The organism is Bacteroides sp. ET225 (assembly GCF_024733745.1).
Classification (GTDB): Bacteria; Bacteroidota; Bacteroidia; order Bacteroidales; family Bacteroidaceae; genus Phocaeicola; species Phocaeicola excrementipullorum.
In genome coordinates this window covers 1-418 of record NZ_JANRHN010000095.1, presented here as the reverse complement: position 1 = coordinate 418, position 418 = coordinate 1, and the positions used below count along the sequence as shown (strand labels likewise).

Sequence of the window (418 nt, the reverse complement as noted above, 5' to 3'; positions counted from 1 at the left end):
TAGCACCTGCATCCTCTTCTCGCTGTAGGTGTGGGGGTTGAACTTCGGGAGTTCGACGAATACCAGGTGCAGCCCGTCTATCACCTTCTCCGTATGCTCGACGTGTACAAGGCGGTAGTAGTGGTAGAATTCCCTGAGCTCGGGCTCGAATACTTCGTTTACGAGGTTCAGGGAGTATACGGGCTGGAGGAGGGAATAGTCGTTTCCCTTTTCGATCTGCCTCACGTACGCTTTCGACGCGTTGAACAGGACGCGCTGGCGGAATTCCTGCGACCATACCATCTGCATCTCCACGATGAAGTGCCTTCCCCTGTTGTCCCGGCACCGGACGTCCACGATGCTGTTCTTCCGGAGGGGATTGTCGGGAACCATTTCTGCCGGGAGGTATTCAAGTTCCGTGATCTCCTCTCCCTCCTCA

The 418-nt window shown here is 55.7% G+C and carries 1 protein-coding gene; it reads right to left on the bottom strand.

What is annotated here, in order from left to right:
• A partial coding sequence (locus tag NW212_RS15245) for an Rpn family recombination-promoting nuclease/putative transposase (RefSeq protein ID WP_258339463.1) occupies positions 1 to 418 on the bottom strand: 418 nt, incomplete at both ends.